The organism is Streptomyces sp. AM25 (genome assembly GCF_058146165.1).
Genome location: NZ_JBKIWN010000009.1, coordinates 152,480 through 169,860 on the forward strand (window position 1 = coordinate 152,480; position 17,381 = coordinate 169,860).

The window sequence follows — 17,381 nt, forward strand, 5'->3', positions numbered from 1 at the left end:
CGGACGGGGGCGGGGCCGCCCTGACAGGCCCCGCCCCTCTTCTTCACCTCTCGGCCGTGACGGCCTTGTAGGCCATGTCCGCCAGCGTCTGCTGGCCCTGCCGGCTGGGGTGGAACCAGTCCCACTGGCTGAGCTGCTCGCCGGAGAACGCGTAGCCGTGCACGGAGCCGTCGTAGCGGCAGAGCCCGTCGCGGCTGCACACGTCCTTGAGCACGGCGTTGTACTCGCCGACGCGCTGGTCGACCTGCGCGCGCCGCTCGTCGGAGGCCGCGTCCTGCGCGTCGGCGTCGTGGAGCATCGACGGGCACACCGAGGCGAGCTTCCACACCTGCTTGCCGAGCGGGTCCTTGCGCCCCTCCGACCACAGCCGCTTCAGGTCCGGGATCCCGGCCACGTAGAGCTGGCTCTTGGGCAGGGAGCTCCGCAGCTCCTTCACCGCCGTCTCGAACTGCGTGCGGAACTGCTCGGGCGACGTCATGTCGGCCGTACTGGGCCGGCAGGCGTCGTTGGCGCCCATCAGCACGGTGACGAGCTCCGGCTTCTGCGCGACCGCGGCCTGCATCTGGCGCGGCAGGTCGGCCATCCGGGCACCGGTCTTCGCGAGGTTCCAGCTGCTGGTCTCCGGCGAGGACAGCAGCCGCCGGGCGAGGCTGTCGACCTGGGTGCCCGTGGCCCAGGAGACCTCGGGGCAGTCGGCGAGCACCGAGCAGGCGTCGAAGCCGCGCGTGATGGAGTCGCCGAGCGAGGCGATCGAGGCGGGGCGGGTGTTCCAGGCCGGGCGGGGGCTCGGCTCGGGCTTCGCGGCGGCGCGGCTGCTCTTCTCCTCGCCCCCGCTGCCGCCGCAGCCTGCGAGGACGGGCAGCAGCAGGGCCGCGGAGGCGGCCGCCGCCGCCCGCAGGGCCACGGACGGGCTTCGGCCCCAGGTGGGCGGCATGATCGTTCCCCTCCGGCCGGGTGATATCTGTCCGGGACCGACGGTACGTCACCCGGGAGTGGGGTGCGCACGGTAGCTTTTCCCCCGGGCGGGTGGCCGGCGTGTCCCGGATGTTCGTCCTCTTGCGGCACTGCGTCACAACACGTCACATCCTGTCCCTTTTCAGGAGATTTGCTCCCGATGGTGTTTACTGTTGGTCACCTCGCGAGCTGGTGCGGGAGTGGCGATTGGAGGTCCCGGTGACGACACGTGGAGTCCTGTACGTGCACTCCGCCCCCCGCGCGCTGTGTCCGCACGTCGAATGGGCCGTCGCGGGCGTCCTCGGTGTGCGCGTCACGCTCGACTGGATCCGGCAGCCCGCCGCCCCCGGCACCTGGCGCACCGAACTCTCCTGGCAGGGCCAGGCCGGCACCGCCTCCAAGCTCGCCTCCGCCCTGCGCGGCTGGCACCTGCTGCGCTTCGAGGTCACCGCGGAACCCTGCGCCACCGCCGAGGGCGAGCGCTACAGCTCCACCCCTGAACTGGGCATCTTCCACGCGGTCACCGGTATCCACGGCGACATCCTCATTCCCGAGGACCGGTTGCGCGCTGCGACCGCTCGGGCCCGCAGGGGCGAGTCGGAGCTTGAGGCGGAGATCGCCAAGTTGCTGGGGAAGCCGTGGGACGACGAGCTGGAGCCGTTTCGCCATGCCGGCGAGGGGGCGCCCGTGAGGTGGCTGCACCAGGTGGTGTGAGGCGGTTCGCCGGGTGCGGGTCGTCCTGGTTGCTCGCGCCCACGCGGCGGAGCCGCATAATCAGCAGAGCCCCGCGCCCCTTCGGGGCGCGGACCGGGGCGCGGTCTTGTGTTGGAGTGTGCTTCAACAATTAGCGTCTGACCCATGACTCAGATCACTGTCGCCGTGCTCGGCACCGGCATCATGGGCGGGCCCATGGCCCGCAATCTCGCTCGTGCCGGGCTGGACGTGCGTGCCTGGAACCGTTCCCGGGACAAGGCCGAGCCCCTCGCCGCCGACGGCGTGACCGTCACCGACAGCCCCGCCGAGGCCGTCCGCGGTGCCGGTGTCGTCCTCACCATGCTGTACGACGGGCCCGCCGCGCTCGACGTCATGCGCGCCGCCGCCCCCGGGCTGAGCCCCGGGACGGTGTGGGCCCAGACCACCACCGCCGGGCTCGACGGGCTGGACGCCCTCGCCGCCTTCGCCCGCGAACACGGCCTCGTCCTCGTCGACTCCCCGGTCCTGGGCAGCAAGCAGCCTGCCGAGGAGGGCAGGCTGACCGTGCTCGCCGCGGGGCCGGAGTCCGTGCGCGGCGTCCTCGCCCCCGTCTTCGACGCCATCGGCGGGCGCACGGTCTGGGTCGGCGAGGACGGCACCGGCGGCGCGGCCAGCCGGCTCAAGCTCGTGCTCAACAGCTGGGTCCTGGCGGTCACCCACGGCACCGCCGAGGCGCTCGCCCTGGCCAAGGGGCTCGACGTGGACCCGCAGAACTTCCTCGACGCCCTGGAGGGCGGCCCGCTCGACATGGGCTACCTGCGCGGCAAGGCGGGCCTCCTGCTCGACGGGAAGCTCACCCCGCCCACCTTCACGACCGTCACGGCCGAGAAGGACGCCCGCCTGATCGTCGCGGCCGGCGAGGCGGCCGGGGTGCGCCTGGACGTGGCCGCGGCCGGTGCCGAGCGGTTCCGCCGCGCCACGGAACAGGGGCACGGGCAGGAGGACATGGCGGCTTCGTACTTCGCCAGCTTCGACGACTGAGCCTCCGTATACATTCACCGCTGTGCAACACATACGAGCGCTCAAAGCAGTCATGGTGGCGCTGGCCGGGGCCGTCGTCGGCTGGGCCGTGCTCTTCGTCGCCCGCAACTACGCCGGCAGCGGGCGCTGTGCGGGCGGCGCCTGCCCGACCGGCTCCGAGGCCCGGGAGCTCCTGGCGTTCCTGTTCGGCGCCGGCGGAATCCTGGCCCTGTTCGGCGCGGTCAACTGGGCCATCGGCAAAGGGGGCTGGCCCAACGGGCAGGTGTGGGGCGTCCTCGCCCCGGCGGGGCTGCTCGCCGGTCTGCTGCCGGGCTGGCTGCTCTACGACGGCCTGACCGGCGGACGGCTGGACCTGCAGTGGTCCGCCGCCCGCGACCGGCCGGACACCGCGGAGGCCCTCGGCAACTGGGCCGTCGGCAGCACGCTCGTCCAGGTCCGCGGCAACGCCCTCACCGCCTGCTCCACCCGCGACGGCACACAGCGCTGGCAACAGGCCGCGCCCGCGGGCGAGTCCGTGTGCGCCATGAGCGACCGGACGGGCGGGGGCACCGGGCTGGTGGCCTTCGGCGGCTACCTGAAGCCGTGCGACACCGTTGCGCTGGTGAACCTCTCCACCGGGCAACTGGTCTGGCGGCAGACGACCGACGGGGATCCGGCGGTCGTCAAGGCGGCGGACGGGCGGATCGCGCTGGCCGACGGGACGGCCGTGGTCGCCGAGGACGGAGCCGTGCGAGGCCTCGCTGCCGGTGACGGCGCGGAGCGGTGGAAGCGCGGCGAGGCGGAGGGCTGCCGGGCCGCGGCGGTCGGCGCGTCGGCGGCGCGGGTGCTGGTCGTCGACCGGTGCGGCACCGATGCGTTGCGGCTGACCTCCCTGGACGCCTCTACGGGGAAGGAGAGTTGGAGCAGCGCGCTGCCGTCCGGCAAGGAGGCCCACGTGCTGTCCGCCGAGCCCGCCGTCGCCGTGGTGGACGGGAAGGCGCTGCCGTTCGACGGCGCGGGGCGCGGCCGGGCGGCGATACCGCTGGCGCTCCCGCGGGACTACATCGGCTTCGCGGCGCGGCCCGTGACCCGGGCCCTGATCGCCGGTGACGTCCTCGTCACCGCCGTGACGCCGGACTGGAACCCCGCGCCGCGCGCGGTCGGCGCGTACTCCCTCGCCGACGGGCACCAGGTGTGGACGCGGCACTTCGACGACGAGGTGAGCGCCCTCGCGCTGCGGCCCGACGGGCGGCTGGCGGTGCTGACCCGGGACGGCGGCGGGGACGGGACGGTGCGCCCGCTCGACGTGCGCACGGGCCGACCGGCCGGCGGGATCGAGCCGTTGACGGGCGAGGACTCGCTCATCGGACCCTGGTCCGTGGAGCTGTTCCCCGACCCGCACGGCTATGCGATCGCCAACAGGACGCTGACGGGGGACTATCCGCCGGCGCTGGGGGCGCGGAGATGAGAGAACGGGCGGGCCGACGTCGTGCCGGCCCGCCCGTTCTCCGCAGGATCAGACGGACCGGAGCGCCAGCACCACGTTGTGGCCGCCGAAGCCGAAGGAGTTGTTGATCGCGGCGATCGAGCCCTCCGGGAGGGGCCGCGGCTCGTTGCGGACGATGTCCGCGTCGATCTCCTCGTCGAGCTCGCCGATGTTGATGGTCGGCGGGGCCATCCGGTGGTAGAGGGCCAGCACGGTGGCGACCGTCTCCACGCCGCCCGCGCCGCCCAGCAGGTGGCCCGTCATCGACTTGGTCGCGGAGACCGCGACGTGGTCGAGGTCGTCGCCGAGAACCTTGCGCAGCGCCTTGATCTCCGCGAGGTCGCCCTGCGGGGTGGACGTGGCGTGCGCGTTGAGGTGCACGACCTCCGACGGCTTCAGGTCGCTGGAGTCCAGCAGGTTCTGCAGCGCGGCGGCGATGCCGCGGCCCGTGGGCTCCGGCTGGGCGATGTGGTGGCTGTCCGCGGACAGGCCCTGGCCCAGCACCTCGCAGTAGACCCGGGCGCCGCGCTGCGCGGCGTGCTCGGCCGACTCCAGGATCACGACGCCGGCGCCCTCGCCGAGGACGAAGCCGTCGCGGTCCTTGTCGTACGGGCGGGAGGCCAGCTCGGGGTGCTCGTTGTTCTTGGACATCGCCATCATGCTGGCGAAGGCCGCGACGGGCAGCGGGTGGATGGCCGCCTCGGTGCCGCCGGCGACGACCACGTCGGCACGGCCGGTGCGGATCATCTCGACGGCGTAGCCGATGGCCTCGGCGCCGGACGCGCAGGCGCTGACCGGGGTGTGCACGCCCGCCTGGGCGTTCACCTCCAGGCCGACGTTCGCGGACGGGCTGTTGGGCATCAGCATCGGCACGGTGTGCGGGGAGACGCGGCGGGCGCCCTTCTCCTTGAGCACGTCGTACTGGTCGAGCAGGGTGTGCACGCCGCCGATGCCGGAGGCGATGACCGTGCCCAGCCGCTCGGGGGCGATCTCTGCACCTTCGACGGCCGCGCCGGCCTTAGCCGTGTAGCCCGCGTCCGCCCATGCCTCGCGGGCCGCGATCAGCGCGAGCTGCGCCGAGCGGTCCAGCTTGCGGGCGAGGGGACGGGGGAGGACGTCCTCGGGGTCGACCGCCGCGGGAGCGGCGATCCGGACGGGCAGTTCCGCGAACCGCTCGCCTTCCAGGGCTTTGACGCCGGAACGCCCGGCGAGCAGCCCTTCCCAGGTCGATGCGCTGTCGCCACCCAGCGGTGTGGTTGCGCCGATACCGGTGACGACCACGGTGCGATTGGTCGAGTTCACAGGGATTCTGTCTCCACGTGTAGAGGTGCTGGAACGCCACCGCCGGGGTGGCGACGAACGCTGGATCAGGCCTGGTGCTTCAGGATGTAGTCGGCAGCGTCACCGACGGTCTTCAGGTTCTTGACGTCCTCGTCCGGGATCTTGACGTCGAAGCGCTCCTCGGCGGCGACGACGACCTCGACCATGGAGAGCGAGTCGACGTCCAGGTCGTCGGTGAAGGACTTGTCCAGCTGGACCTCCTCGACCGGGATGCCGGCGATCTCGTTGACGATCTCGGCGAGGCCCTTGAGGATCTCTTCCTGGGTGGCTGCCATGGTGGCGCTCCTTCTATGCAATGCGATGTGCGTTGGAACTGGGATAAGGGAATTGCTCTGCGGGAGAGGCCCGGGAGAACCGGATCTCGCCTAGGGGAGGGTAACGACCGTCGCGGCGTAGACGAGACCCGCCCCGAAACCGATCAGTAGCGCGGTGTCCCCGCTCTTGGCCGCACCGGTCGCCAGCAGGCGCTCCATGGCCAGCGGGATGGAGGCCGCCGAGGTGTTGCCGGTGGTCTCCACGTCCCGGGCGACCACGACGTTCTCGGGCAGCTTCAGGGTCTTGACCATCGAGTCGATGATCCGCATGTTCGCCTGGTGCGGGATGAAGACGTCCAGCTCCTCGGCGCTGATCCCGGCCTCGTCCAGCGCCTGCTGGGCGATCTTCGCCATTTCGAAGACGGCCCAGCGGAACACCGCCTGACCCTCCTGGGTGATCGCGGGGAACCGGACGTCGGTCTCCTCGCGGTACACGTCCCAGGCCAGGGTCTGCCGGATGGTGTCGGCCTTGTCGCCCTCCGAGCCCCAGACCGTCGGGCCCATGGCGGGCTCCTCGGACGGGCCGACGACCACGGCGCCCGCGCCGTCGCCGAACAGGAAGGCGGTGGAACGGTCGTCCAGGTCCGTCAGGTCCGAGAGCCGCTCGACGCCGATGACCAGGACGTACTCCGCCGAGCCCTCGATGACCAGGCCCTTGGCCATGGTCAGGCCGTAGCCGAAGCCGGCGCAGCCGGCCGAGATGTCGAAGGCGGCGGGCCTGCCCGCGCCGATCCGGTGGGCGATCTCGGTGGCGATGGCCGGGGTCTGCTTGAAGTGCGAGACCGTCGAGACGAGGACGGCACCGATCTGCGAGGGGTCGATGCCCGCATCGGCGATGGCCTTGCCGGCCGCCTCCACGGACATGGCGGCCACGGTCTCCTCCGGGCCGGCCCAGTGCCGGGTGGCGATGCCCGAGCGCGACCGGATCCACTCGTCGGAGGAGTCGATGCGCTTGAGGATCTCCTCGTTCGGCACCACCCGGACCGGACGGTAGCCGCCGACGCCCATGATGCGCGCGTAGGCGGCGCCCTTCGCGGGCTTGATCTTCGAGGTCATGCTTCTCGGACTCCTTCGTCGGCCGGGGTGGCGTGCTCGGCGATCAGGGCACGGGCGGCGTCGAGGTCGTCCGGGGTCTTGAGCGCGAGGGTAGCGACGCCCGGGAGGGCGCGCTTGGCCAGGCCCACGAGGGTGCCGCCGGGGGCCACCTCGATCAGGGCCGTGACACCCAGCTCCTTGAACGTCTCCATGCACAGGTCCCAGCGGACCGGGTTGGCCACCTGGCCGACCAGCCGCTGCACGACATCGCGGCCGCCGGTGACGACCCGGCCGTCCTTGTTGGAGACGTAACGGGTACGGGGATCGGCCGGGTCCAGCTCCTGGACCGCGGCCTCGAGGACCGAGACGGCCGGCGCCATGTGGACGGTGTGGAACGCACCGGCCACCTTCAGCGGGACGACCCGGCGGGTGCCCTCCGGCTTGTCCTCGGCGAGCGCGGCCAGCTGCTCCATGGTGCCGGCGGCCACGACCTGGCCGGCGCCGTTGACGTTCGCGGGGGTCAGGCCGAGCTTCTCCAGGTGCGGGAGGACGGCCTCGGGCTCGCCGCCGAGCAGCGCGGACATGCCGGTCTCGGTGACGGAGGCGGCCTCCGCCATCGCCAGACCGCGCCTGCGGACCAGCTCCATGGCGGACGTCTCGGACAGCACGCCGGTCAGCGCGGCGGCCGCGAGCTCACCGACGCTGTGGCCGGCGGCGGCACCCACCAGGCGGGAGAAGTCCTCCGCCGTGGGGAAGAGCTGCCCCGCGGAGACCAGGGCGGCCGCGACCAGCAGCGGCTGGGCCACGGCGGTGTCGCGGATCTCGTCCGCGTCGGCGTTCGTGCCGTAGTGGAGCAGGTCCAGGTCGATGGCGGCCGACCACTCCCGGAGGCGGTCTTCAATGCCGGGGAGGTCGAGCCAGGGGGTCAGGAAGCCGGGCGTCTGAGCGCCCTGGCCGGGAGCGACGAGTACGAGCACCCTCACACTCTCTCTCGGGGACGGCATCGCCCACCCGTGGGGACAAGGACGAATAACCGCCAAGGGAATTGTTGACGTTCAACAAAAGCCTACGGCTGTCACTCCGCGTCGGCCAGACGTCCGAGGATCAGTGCGATCCGCAGCGTGAAGGCGGAGCGGACGTCGGACGGTGACCATCCGGTGACGTCCGTCACACGTCGGAGGCGGTATCGCACGGTGTTGGGGTGGACGAACAGCATCCTTGCCGCGCCCTCCAGGCTGCTCGCCTGCTCCAGGTAGACGCTGAGCGTCTCCAGCAGCGCCGAGCCCGCCTCCTCCAGCGGTCTGTAGATCTCCTCCACCAGCTGCTCGCGCGCCGCCGGATCCCCGGCCATCGCCCGCTCCGGCAGCAGGTCGTCCGCCAGCACCGGCCGGGGCGCGTCCGGCCAGGCCGCACACGCCTTGAGCCCGGCCGCCGCCGCCTGCGCGGACTTGGTCGCGGCCAGCAGGTCGGACATCACCGGACCCGCCACGACGGGCCCCGGGGCGAACGGGCCGATCAGCGACTTCGCCGTCTGCAGCGGGTTCTCCGAGCCGCCCACGATCACCACCAGGCGGTCGCCGAGCACCCCTGTCAGCACCTGGACCTTGGCGTGCCGGGCGGCCCGGCGGATCGCCTCGACCGTCAGCTCGCTGTCCCCGTTCGGCGCCGTGCCCAGCACCACGGAGACGTGCGAGGGCGAGTTCCAGCCGAGCGCCGCGGCCCGGGACAGCGCGCCCTCGTCGGCCTCGCCCGACAGCACGGCGTTGACCACCAGCGACTCCAGCCGGGCGTCCCAGGCGCCGCGTGCCTCGGCGGCCTGGGCGTAGACCTGCGCGGTGGCGAAGGCGATCTCGCGGGCGTAGACCAGCAGTGCCTCGCGCAGCGCCGACTCGTCGCCCGGCGCGGCCACCTCGTCGATGGCCGCCTCCATGACCTCGATGGTGGTGCGCACCATCTCCACGGTCTGGCGCAGCGTGATCGCCCGGGTCAGCTCGCGCGGCGCGGTGCCGAAGACGTCGGTGCTGATCGCCTGCGGGGTCTCCGGATGCCGGAACCACTCCGTGAAGGCCGCGATACCGGCCTGGGCGACCAGGCCGATCCAGGAGCGGTTCTCCGGCGGCATCGCCCGGTACCACGGCAGCTGGGCGTCCATCCGGGCGATGGCCGCCGCGGCCAGCGTTCCGGACGACTGCTCCAGGCGGCGCAGGGTTGCGGAGTGCGGATGCTCCTGGGGCGGGGTGTCAGCGACTGGTTCAGGCACGGGGACAAGCCTGCCTTATCCGGGTCGGGTCCGGGGCTGCCGGGGGCACGGCGGGGCTACGGTGGGGCTGTGACGTATGTGCAGCGGGCTGCGGAACGCTTCCGGGGCGGCGACCCCGACGCCGGGATCGAGACCTGGCACGCCTTCTCGTTCTCCGGCTTCTACGACCCCGACAACGTGCGCTTCGGCCCGCTCGCCGCCTGCAACGAGGAGCGGCTGGCGCCGGGCGCCGGCTTCGCGGCCCATCCGCACCGGGACGTGGAGATCGTGACCTGGGTGGTGGAGGGCGAACTCACCCATGAGGATTCCACGGGTCACGTGGAGGTCGTACGCCCCGGGGACCTGCAGCGGCTGAGCGCGGGGGAGGGGGTCCACCACTCCGAGCGCAACGAGGGCGCCGCCCCGCTGCGGTTCGTGCAGATGTGGCTGACCCCGTCCGACTCCGGAGGGGAGCCCTTCTACGAGGTGGTGCGGGGCGCCGGCGACGACGCGCCGTACGGGCTGGGCCGGGCCGAGGCCGTACTGCACGTGCGGCGCCCGGCCCCCGGGCAGCGGTGTGCGCTGCCGGGGGCGCAGTGGCTGTACGTGCACGTGGTGCGGGGCGTCGTGCACCTCACGGGCACGACGCTGCGGGAGGGGGATGCGGCGCGGATCTCCGATGCGGAGGAACTGGACGCGGTGGCCGGCGAAGCCGGTGCGGAGCTGTTGCTTTGGGAGATGCACGCGGAGCCGCGGTTTCCTTGAGGGTCGGCAGTCGGCTGCGGGTTCGTCGTGGTTGCTCGCGCAGTTCCCCGCGCCCCTGACGGGGCGCGTCACGTCACAGTTCGGCGAGGATCGCGTCCGTCAGCTGCGGCCATACCTCTACCGCCCACGGGCCGAAGGCCCGGTTCGTCAAGGCCGCGCAAGCGGCCCCGGCCTCCGGGTCCACCCAGAGGAACGTGCCCGCCTGGCCGAAGTGGCCGTAGGTGCGGGGCGAGGACGAACCGCCCGTCCAGTGCGGCGACTTGGCGTCGCGGATCTCGAAGCCGAGGCCCCAGTCGTTCGGGCGCTGGTGCCCGTAGCCCGGCAGCACGCCCGTCAGCGCGGGGAACGCCACCTGCGTCGCCTCCGCCAGGGTCTCCGCGGCCAGCAGCCGCGGCGCCTGCAGTTCGGCCGCGAAGCGGGCCAGGTCCGACACCGTCGAGACGCCGTCCTTCGCCGGGGAGCCCGGAACGTCCGTCGACGTCATGCCCAGCGGCTCCAGCACCGCCTGCCGCAGGTACTCGGCGAACGGGATGTCCGTCGCCTTCGCGATGTGGTCGCCCAGTACGTCGAAGCCCGCGTTGGAGTACAGCCGCCGCGTGCCCGGCGCGGCCATCGTCCGCTGCTCGTCGAAGGCCAGCCCGGAGGCGTGCGCCAGGAGGTGGCGGACCGTGGAACCCTCGGGCCCCGCCGGCTCGTCCAGCTCGATCGCGCCCTCCTCGACGGCGACCAGGGCGGCGTACGCGGCGAGCGGCTTGGTGACCGACGCGAGGGCGAAGCGCTGCTCCACCGGCCCGTACGACCCCGCCAGGGTGCCGTCCGCCCGGACGACCGCGGCGGCCGCGGCCGGCACCGGCCAACTGTTGATCAACTGCAGGCTCTCCATGGCAGTGAGCCTACTTGCTTGGAGTGCACTCCAAGTCTCTAGCGTTGAGTGCAACGCAACGACAGCGATGCGATGTGGGGGAGCGGCATGACCGTAATCGACAGTGCGCCGGTGCAGGTGGCCCGGTGCTTCGAACTCGACCGGCACCGTGCCCGCCGCCCCGAGGGCCGGGACCGCTACTCGATCACCGAAGTGGCCGTCTACGCCGGGCTGTCGGCGCACACGCTGCGGTGGTACGAGCGGATCGGGCTGATGCCCCACGTCGACCGCTCCCACACCGGCCAGCGCCGCTACACCGACCGCGACCTCGACTGGCTGGACCTGGTGGGCCGGCTGCGGCTGACCGGGATGCCGGTCGCCGACATGGTCCGCTACGCAGAACTCGTCCGCGAGGGCGAGCACACCGTCGCCGAGCGCGAGGAACTGCTGAGCATGCACCGCGAGTCCGTGCGGCAGCGCATCGCCGAACTGAACAGCACGCTCGAAGTCCTCGACTACAAGATCGACCGCTATGCCGACGCCCGCCGCCGGGCGTCCGAAAGGGCTGACGCACGATGAGCAACGAGACCATCCCCACCGCACGCCTCGGCGCCGCCGGCCCCCAGGTCGGCATCCAGGGCCTCGGCTGCATGGGCATGACCCACGCCTACGGCCCGACCGACACGGACGAGGCCCGGGCCACCCTGGAGCACGCGCTCGACCTGGGCGTCACGCTCTTCGACACCGCCGACATCTACGGCTTCGGGCGCAACGAGGAGTTCATCTCCCCGTTCGTGCGGGCCCATCGCGACCGGATCACGCTGGCCAGCAAGTTCGGCATCGTGCGGCGCGAGGACGACCCCTCGTACCAGCGGATCCGCAACGACCGTGACTACATCCGCCAGTCCGTCGAGGGCAGCCTGCGCCGCCTCGGCGTCGACCACATCGACCTCTACTACATGCACCGCCGTGACGTCGAGGTGCCGATGGAGGAAAGCGTCGGCGCCATGGCCGAGTTGGTGCAGGAGGGCAAGGTCCGGCACCTCGGCCTGAGCGAGGTCTCGCCGGGCGAGCTGCGGGCGGCGCACGCGGTGCACCCGATCGCGGCGGTGCAGTCGGAGTGGTCGCTGTTCAGCCGGGACGTTGAAGAAGGGGCGGACGGTGGCGTCGTGGCGGCGGCGAAGGAGCTGGGCGTGGCCTTCGTGCCGTACTCCCCGCTCGGGCGCGGCTTCCTGACGGGTGCCTTCGCCAGCGCGGAGAAGGACCTCGCGCAGGACGACTGGCGGCGCACGCAGCCGCGCTTCACCGGGGACAACGCGGCGGCCAACGGGGCGCTCCTGGAGCCGGTCCGCGAGATCGCGGCCGCGCACGGCGCCTCCCTCGCCCAGGTCGCCCTGGCGTGGGTGCAGCAGCGGGCGGCCGTCCACGGCCTGACGGTGATCCCCATCCCGGGCACGCGGAAGCGCTCCCGCCTGGACGAGAACGTGGGGGCGACCCGGATCACCCTCGGCGCCGAGGAGTTGGCGGCACTGGAGCCGATCGCCGGCAAGGTCGCCGGTACCCGGTACCCGGACATGACGTTCACGTCGGTGGGCCGGGAGTAGACCCTGGGGACTCAGGCCTCGCCCGGAGTCACCAGCCCCGACTCGTAGGCGAAGACAACGGCCTGAGCCCGGTCCCGCAGGTCCAACTTGGCCAGGATGCGGCCGATATGGGTCTTCACCGTCTGCTCGGCCAGCACGAGCGAGGCCGCGATCTCCTGGTTCGACAGTCCTCGGGCGATCAGCCCGAGGACTTCCGTCTCGCGCGGCGTCAGCCCGGTCAGCCGTACCGCGGGGCCCCGGCGCCGGACGGCGGGCCGCTGCTGCGCGAAGTCGGCGATCAGACGCCGCGTCACCGACGGTGCCAGCAGCGCCTCCCCGGCCGCCACCACCCGTACCGCCGCGATCAGGTCCGCCGGCGGGGCGTCCTTGAGGAGGAAGCCCGAGGCGCCGGCGCGCAGCGCCTCGTAGACGTAGTCGTCCACGTCGAACGTCGTGAGCATCAGCACCTTCGGCCGGTGCACCACGCCCGAACAGGGGCCTCCCCGCGAAGCAGGGGAAGGGTCGAGGATCTGCCGGGCGGCCTCCAGCCCGTCCATCTCCGGCATGCGGACGTCCATCAGCACCACGTCCGGGTGCCGCTCCCGGGCCAGGGCGACGCCCTGGCGGCCGTCCGCCGCGTCGCCGATGACGTCGATGTCCGGCTGCGCGGCCAGCAGCGCGGCGAAGCCCGCCCGCACCATGGCCTGGTCGTCGACGATGATCACCTTGATGGTCATGCGGGGAGGGATTCCTTTGCGGTGTCCGTGTCGCTGTCCGTGAGAGGGAGCCTGGCGGCCACCCTGAAGCCTCCTTCGGGCAGCGGTCCCGTGTCCAGCGAGCCTCCCACCAGGCGCACCCGCTCCCGCATGCCGACCAGGCCGTGGCCGGTGCCGGAGGACTCCAGCGGGGCGTCCGGGCGGTCGGCAGCGGCGTTGACGACGAGCACCGTCAGCGCCGTGCGGCCGGGGTCGACGGTCAGCGACACCCGGGTCTCCGCACCCGGCGCATGCCGGACCACGTTGGCGAGGGCCTCCTGCACGATGCGGTACGCGGACAGGTCGACCGCCTGCGGAAGGTCCGCGACCCCGTCGGCGACCGCCAACTCCACGGGCAGACCGGCCCGAACGGTCGCCTCGACCAGCTGCGGCAGCTGCTCGGCACCGGGCTGCGGCACCCGCTCGGAGTGCGCCGTCTCCTCGTTGCGCAGCACGCCCAGCAGCCGGCGCATCTCGGTGAGGGACTGCCGCGCCGTCGCCGCGATGGCGCCGAACTCGGCGCTCGCCTCGGCCGGCAGGCCGGTGATGCGGTACGGGGCGCTGTCGGCCTGCACGGTGATCACGGACATGTGGTGGGCGACGACGTCGTGCAACTCCCGTGCGATACGGGCCCGTTCCTCCAGCAGGGTGCGCCGAGCACGCTCCGCCTCGCTGATGGTCTCCTGCTCGGCCAGGGCGCGCCGCGCGTCGCCGCGGGCGCGCAGGGCGGCGGCGAGCAGGAGCAGTACCCCGGTGAGCGCGGGCAGCACGGCCCAGGCCGTGCCGCGCTGCGGCGCGACGTCGTGCAGCACCAGGGTGGTGCCCGCCAGCAGCAGCCAGGCCGCGATGAGCGTACGGCCCTTCTCCCGCAGCCCGAGGGCGAACGTCAGCACCAGCATGCCGATGATCTCCATCGGCGGCCAGGGCCACGGCTGTTCGTGCGCGGGCGGCGCGGCCAGCAGGACGAGCGTGCCCGCCAGATCCGCGAGGAAGGCGACGCCCCAGGCGAGCAGTGGCCGCCGGACGGCGATCAGCAGGGGCGCGGTCTGCAGGACGGCGAGGACGAAGGCGACGTCCGAGGCCATCCCGTAGTTCTGCGGGAGCACCATCGCCGTGGTCGGCAACAGGATCACCACGAACAGCCAGGCGACGGCATACGGCAGAAACCGCACCACCGCCCGCGGCGAACGCCCGAGAAGGGGTTCCGGTGGGCCGGCGGGCGTGACGAGGCTGCGCAGGAACTGGAGCATGACGCAGCTCAGCCTAGGCGCTCCGCGGGAAGTGCAGCGCGTCGGCTGCGGGTGCGTCGTGGCTTGTCGCGCAGTTCCCCGCGCCCCTTACGGGGCGCCCCGTAGCTCAAAGCTCCGCCAGGAGCTCCGCCTTCTTGGCGCTGAACTCGTCATCGGTCAACAGCCCCGCCGCGTGCAACGCCCCCAGGTGCCGGATGCGATCGGCAATACCCCCCGGGTCGGGCCGGGCGAACGCGGCGGACGGCGCTGGGGGTACCCCCAGCGGTAGCTGGGGGAGCGTCGCGGCCCGGACCGCCGCGAGGACCGCGGCGGCGAACGGCAGGGACTCGTGGACGAGCCCGTACCCCCGCCCGAAGACGACGGCCGCCGGATCCTGGTCCGGCTCGGCCGCAGGCCGGTCCCCGTCGCCGCGGGCCAGCAGCCGCAGATGCCCGCCCTCCGGCGAGTCGGGGGAGCACCACCGGACGCCCGCCAGCGCGGCGACGGGGAAACGCTGGTCGCCGGCCTTCCACTTGGTGGAGGAGGCGCCGGTCCAGAACCAGCGGAAGTGCACGGCCGAGCCGTCGAACGACGCCTTGCCGTCATAGGCCTTGAAGGAAAGCGGCGGCACGGGGGCCGCCACCAGATGCCGTTCGGCGGGCTCACCGGCCGCGGGGCCGAGGGCGGACCGTATCTCCTCGGCGTAGTACGCGGCGAGCGGCTCGCGTTCGGCGGGAAGCACCAGCCGGTAGGGGTCGTTGCCCGCCTTGAGCCGGCCGTCGGCCGCCTCGATCAGCGGGTCGGCCCCCGGTCTGGGCACCGCACGCAGCACCACCGTCCCGTGCTTCCCCGGGGTCTGCTCGACGCCCGCGAGCGCCTCGTACGGGACGCGCCGCTCGCCGAGCACCTGGAGCAGCTTCGGTGTGCGGATCCCCCGTTCGAAGCGGATGAGCACGGAGTCGGTGTCGAACTCCCAGACGGTGTGGAAACCCGTCAGCACATCACCCATGGGCTCATCGTATGCGGCAGCTGTGCGGCGGCCACCCTTCCGGTCGCTACGCGCGTGGAACGCCTCAGGCCGCGCTGCTGTTCGCCGCCGGGCCCAGGTTGCCCGTGCAGGCGCCGCCGTCCGCGGCGCACCGCACGCTCGCCGGGCGGCCGACGCCGATGTCCGCGAAGTTGGCGAGGCTGGTGGTGCCGGGCTCGAAGTAGCCGGCGTGCCCGCGGGCACCCGCGGCGGACAGCACCCGCGCCCCGAAGCCCTCGGAGACGGGGTCGGCGCCGTGGCCGAGGCCGCCGACCTCCATGTGCGGGACGCCCTGGATCCAGTCGTCCTCGTCGCGCATGGCCCATATCCGGGCGCTGGTGTGCAGGTCGGAGGCGTGGTCGGCGCGCATGCCGGGGCTGCCGGCCACGGCCACGTCGGTGACCCGGGACGAGAGGTCGCGGGCCGCGACGCCGCACACCACCGAGCCGTAGCTGTGGCAGACCAGCGACACCTGCGAGCTGCCGGGCAGGGTCCGCACCAGGGCGCGCAGCCGTAGTGCCCCCTCGGTGGCGAGCTTGCCGGTGGCGGCCTCCACGCCGACGCCGACCGGGGCCGTGTAGTCGGCCCAGGCGATCACGGCGGTCCGGGTGTCCGGGCTCGCCGCGTGCTCCGCGTCGTACAGGGACCGGGCCATGCCGACCGGGGCGCTGTAGGAGCGCTGGCTCTTCTCGAACGTCAGCACGTTGGTGTCGACGCCCGGGACGATCACGGAGACCCGCTCGGCCCGGTCCAGGTCGCCGAAGACCTCGGCCACGCGCCCGTCGCCGTTGGGATCGAAGGCGAGGATCTGCCGGTCGTCCTCCGCGAGCGAGTCGAAGCGGTGCATCCGGCGCGCGGCGTCGCTGCGCCCCGCGGGGGTGAGCCCGTTGGAGTGCGTGCGGTGCTCCTCGACCGTGCGGGCGGCCTCCAGGGCGATCCGGTTGGCGCGGTAGCGCAGCTCGACGGGGGCGCCGTTGAGGTTGCCGACGACGAGCGGATAGCGCTCGGCGAGCTTCTCGCGCTCGTGCCCGGTGAGCGAGCCGAAGAAGCGCGTCAGGACGTCGGGGGCGGACTGCGGAGAGGGCAGCGGGTGACCGCCTATGGAGCCGTGCAGCCACGCACTGAGCGCGGCTGCCCGCGCGTCGGCCGCCGGCTTGTGGCTGCGCACGGCCGTCCAGCCCGTCGTGGCGAGCATGACGAAGACCACGGCCAGCGCGAGCAGTGCACGCCAGACCGTGGTGGTGGTCGTCCACGGCAGGGGGGAGGGGGAGCCGAGCTCCGGGAAAGAAGTCACCGCGGACCACAGTAGGAGAAACCCCGGTGCCTCCGCGAAATCGGTGAGCTATCTCACGTTTGAATGAGCGCCGTTGAGAGATATTTCATCGCGGTCTCATGCCTTCTGATCAACTCCGCCGTTTTCACTCCACTCTTCGGCAAGTGCCGGACCGATCTGGTCCAGGTAGTCCGCGGTGATCCGGCGCAGCGAGGCCATGTCGCCGTCCAGGTTCTCCCCCCAGACCTTGCCCGTCACCCGCATCACCCCGCTGAACGCGGCGACCAGGATCCGCGGCCGGGGGTCGGTGCGCACGTCCAGGCCCTCGCGGCGGCCGATCTCCTCGGCGAGCCCGTCCTCCAGCTCCGCGAGGCGGCGCAGGTGGGCGGCGAGCAGCTGCGGGGTCGACTCGATCATCCGGTAGACGCGGACGTGCAGGTCGATGGGGACCAGGGCGGTGATGGCCTCGCCCACGTTGTCCCAGGAGGTCAGGGCCGCGCTGCACAGCGCGGCCAGCGGCGTCTCGTCCGCCGGGCGGGCGCACAGGGCGGCGAGGAACTGGTCCTCCACCATGGTCTGCACGGCGAGGGCGGCTTCCTCCTTGTTGGCGAAGTAGCGGAAGAAGGTCCGCTGCGAGACGTCCGCGGCGGCGGCGATCTCGTCGACCGTCGTCCCCTCGTAACCCTTGTGGGCGATCAGCTCCAGGGTGGACCTGATGAGCGCGTCCCTGGTCCGCGCCTTCTTGCGTTCCCGCAGCCCGGACGGCGGCGCCACGCCTCCCGTCACGCCTTCGGTCGCGTGCACT

At 72.7% G+C, this 17,381-nt stretch carries 18 protein-coding genes; 6 read left to right on the plus strand and 12 right to left on the minus strand.

The window, feature by feature from the left end; genetic code table 11:
• Window positions 1–43 precede the first annotated feature (43 nt).
• Window positions 44–934, minus strand: coding sequence for an SGNH/GDSL hydrolase family protein (locus ACLHRZ_RS13375; protein WP_490418602.1), 891 nt, complete (start codon window positions 932–934; stop codon window positions 44–46).
• Window positions 935–1,173: 239 nt separating this feature from the next.
• Here ACLHRZ_RS13375 and ACLHRZ_RS13380 point away from each other — a divergent pair, with 239 nt between their 5' ends.
• The 3 genes from ACLHRZ_RS13380 to ACLHRZ_RS13390 all read left to right on the plus strand — a co-directional run bounded on the left by ACLHRZ_RS13380 (window position 1,174) and on the right by ACLHRZ_RS13390 (window position 4,135).
• Window positions 1,174–1,668 (plus strand): DUF3145 domain-containing protein, encoded by a 495-nt coding sequence (locus ACLHRZ_RS13380; protein ID WP_490418603.1) that lies wholly within the window; start codon window positions 1,174–1,176, stop codon window positions 1,666–1,668.
• A gap of 144 nt (window positions 1,669–1,812) precedes the next feature.
• Entirely contained in the window at window positions 1,813–2,688 is an 876-nt protein-coding gene (locus tag ACLHRZ_RS13385) for an NAD(P)-dependent oxidoreductase (protein ID WP_490418604.1), read from the plus strand.
• A 22-nt stretch (window positions 2,689–2,710) separates the two neighbouring features.
• Window positions 2,711–4,135 (plus strand): outer membrane protein assembly factor BamB family protein, encoded by a 1,425-nt coding sequence (locus ACLHRZ_RS13390; RefSeq protein ID WP_490418605.1) that lies wholly within the window; start codon window positions 2,711–2,713, stop codon window positions 4,133–4,135.
• A gap of 48 nt (window positions 4,136–4,183) precedes the next feature.
• Here the strand turns inward: ACLHRZ_RS13390 and ACLHRZ_RS13395 are convergent, their stop codons facing one another.
• From ACLHRZ_RS13395 to ACLHRZ_RS13415, 5 genes are all read right to left on the minus strand, one after another.
• Window positions 4,184–5,455: a beta-ketoacyl-[acyl-carrier-protein] synthase family protein gene (locus ACLHRZ_RS13395; protein ID WP_490418606.1), complete on the minus strand. Its 1,272-nt coding sequence runs from the start codon at window positions 5,453–5,455 to the stop codon at window positions 4,184–4,186.
• A gap of 65 nt (window positions 5,456–5,520) precedes the next feature.
• Complete coding sequence (locus ACLHRZ_RS13400; RefSeq protein WP_490418607.1) at window positions 5,521–5,769, minus strand: acyl carrier protein; 249 nt, start codon at window positions 5,767–5,769, stop codon at window positions 5,521–5,523.
• A gap of 90 nt (window positions 5,770–5,859) precedes the next feature.
• A complete protein-coding gene (locus ACLHRZ_RS13405) occupies window positions 5,860–6,864 on the minus strand; it encodes a ketoacyl-ACP synthase III (protein WP_490418608.1) in 1,005 nt (334 codons plus the stop codon).
• A complete protein-coding gene (locus ACLHRZ_RS13410; protein WP_490418609.1) occupies window positions 6,861–7,820 on the minus strand; it encodes an ACP S-malonyltransferase in 960 nt (319 codons plus the stop codon). The genes ACLHRZ_RS13405 and ACLHRZ_RS13410 overlap by 4 nt, the downstream gene beginning before the upstream one ends.
• 98 nt (window positions 7,821–7,918) lie before the next feature.
• Window positions 7,919–9,103, minus strand: a complete 1,185-nt coding sequence (locus ACLHRZ_RS13415; RefSeq protein ID WP_490418610.1) for a PucR family transcriptional regulator — start codon at window positions 9,101–9,103, stop codon at window positions 7,919–7,921.
• A 69-nt stretch (window positions 9,104–9,172) separates the two neighbouring features.
• Between ACLHRZ_RS13415 and ACLHRZ_RS13420 the strand changes: the two genes are divergently transcribed.
• Window positions 9,173–9,847, plus strand: coding sequence for a pirin family protein (locus ACLHRZ_RS13420; protein ID WP_490418611.1), 675 nt, complete (start codon window positions 9,173–9,175; stop codon window positions 9,845–9,847).
• A gap of 73 nt (window positions 9,848–9,920) precedes the next feature.
• Here the strand turns inward: ACLHRZ_RS13420 and ACLHRZ_RS13425 are convergent, their stop codons facing one another.
• A complete protein-coding gene (locus tag ACLHRZ_RS13425; RefSeq protein WP_490418612.1) occupies window positions 9,921–10,730 on the minus strand; it encodes a serine hydrolase domain-containing protein in 810 nt (269 codons plus the stop codon).
• Between the two features lie 87 nt (window positions 10,731–10,817).
• On the opposite strand from ACLHRZ_RS13425, the gene ACLHRZ_RS13430 reads away from it, so the two are divergent.
• Window positions 10,818–11,288, plus strand: a complete 471-nt coding sequence (locus tag ACLHRZ_RS13430) for a MerR family transcriptional regulator (protein ID WP_490418613.1) — start codon at window positions 10,818–10,820, stop codon at window positions 11,286–11,288.
• Window positions 11,285–12,313, plus strand: a complete 1,029-nt coding sequence (locus ACLHRZ_RS13435; RefSeq protein ID WP_490418614.1) for an aldo/keto reductase — start codon at window positions 11,285–11,287, stop codon at window positions 12,311–12,313. Before ACLHRZ_RS13430 ends, ACLHRZ_RS13435 begins: the two co-directional genes overlap by 4 nt.
• 11 nt (window positions 12,314–12,324) lie before the next feature.
• Here ACLHRZ_RS13435 and ACLHRZ_RS13440 read toward each other — a convergent pair whose 3' ends face one another.
• The 5 genes from ACLHRZ_RS13440 to ACLHRZ_RS13460 all read right to left on the minus strand — a co-directional run bounded on the left by ACLHRZ_RS13440 (window position 12,325) and on the right by ACLHRZ_RS13460 (window position 17,380).
• Window positions 12,325–13,029: a response regulator gene (locus ACLHRZ_RS13440; RefSeq protein ID WP_490418615.1), complete on the minus strand. Its 705-nt coding sequence runs from the start codon at window positions 13,027–13,029 to the stop codon at window positions 12,325–12,327.
• A complete protein-coding gene (locus ACLHRZ_RS13445; protein WP_490418616.1) occupies window positions 13,026–14,297 on the minus strand; it encodes a sensor histidine kinase in 1,272 nt (423 codons plus the stop codon). Before ACLHRZ_RS13445 ends, ACLHRZ_RS13440 begins: the two co-directional genes overlap by 4 nt.
• Before the next feature lie 106 nt (window positions 14,298–14,403).
• A complete protein-coding gene (locus ACLHRZ_RS13450; RefSeq protein ID WP_490418617.1) occupies window positions 14,404–15,285 on the minus strand; it encodes a DUF4429 domain-containing protein in 882 nt (293 codons plus the stop codon).
• A gap of 64 nt (window positions 15,286–15,349) precedes the next feature.
• Window positions 15,350–16,597: an alpha/beta hydrolase gene (locus ACLHRZ_RS13455; RefSeq protein ID WP_490418618.1), complete on the minus strand. Its 1,248-nt coding sequence runs from the start codon at window positions 16,595–16,597 to the stop codon at window positions 15,350–15,352.
• Between the two features lie 96 nt (window positions 16,598–16,693).
• The gene (locus ACLHRZ_RS13460; protein WP_490418619.1) at window positions 16,694–17,380 is read right to left on the minus strand and encodes a TetR/AcrR family transcriptional regulator; all 687 of its coding nucleotides are present in this window, start codon (window positions 17,378–17,380) and stop codon (window positions 16,694–16,696) included.
• Between the last annotated feature and the right edge of the window lies 1 nt (window position 17,381).